The organism is Tamlana crocina (assembly GCF_012037625.1).
This window is the reverse complement of the sequence record NZ_JAAVJS010000060.1, coordinates 1-737: the sequence shown is the minus strand read 5'-3', so window position 1 is coordinate 737 and position 737 is coordinate 1. Positions and strand designations below refer to the sequence as shown.

At 38.4% G+C, this 737-nt stretch carries 1 protein-coding gene and 1 pseudogene; both read right to left on the bottom strand.

Going from position 1 to position 737, the window contains the following annotated elements; translation table 11 throughout:
* Positions 1–351: pseudogene (locus HC176_RS15595) on the bottom strand (50S ribosomal protein L3); the annotation flags it as partial.
* 212 nt (positions 352–563) lie between these two features.
* Positions 564–737 (bottom strand): 30S ribosomal protein S10 (rpsJ, locus tag HC176_RS15590; RefSeq protein WP_167919902.1); only part of this gene is annotated, 174 nt, incomplete at its 5' end.

Below are 737 nucleotides of genomic sequence, written 5' to 3'. Positions count from 1 at the left end.
CCCTTGAAAACCTTTTCCTTTAGAAATTCCGGAAACGTCAATGAATTCACCTTCAGTAAAATGCTCTACGGTGATAGTATCACCTAATTTGTGCTCTCCTTCAAATCCCTTGAATTCAACGACTTTGCGCATTGCTGCGGCTCCGGCTTTTTTGGCGTGCCCTGTAGCAGCCTTATTAGCAGTCTTTTTGTCATCGAAACCAAGTTGAAGAGCTTCGTACCCGTCAACCTCTTTGGTTCTGACTTGGGTAATTACACATGGTCCTGCTTCAATAACGGTACAAGGAATGTTCTTTCCGTTCTCGTCAAAAATGCTGGTCATGCCAATCTTTTTTCCTATTAACCCAGACATAATTAATTATTAGTTATTAATTTATATTTATTTAAAAATATTCAGGATTGAAAAACACTTCCAATCCTGAATGTATTTTTCACCGTTTTTCCCTTGCCTAAAGCTCGGGACATGTTTGATTAATAGGTTAATTAGTGAATGGTGATTGGTAAATTAGATCACTCGTTTTGCTTCCCGATTATCCAATCCCTAATCCCCAATTAACCGGTTCATCACACCTTGATCTCCACCTCTACTCCACTTGGCAATTCAAGTTTCATCAAGGCATCAATAGTTTTAGAAGACGAACTGTAAATATCAAGCAATCTCTTATAAGAGCTCAACTCAAACTGCTCTCTCGATTTTTTATTAACGTGCGGAGAACGCAATACAGTAAAGATCTTCTT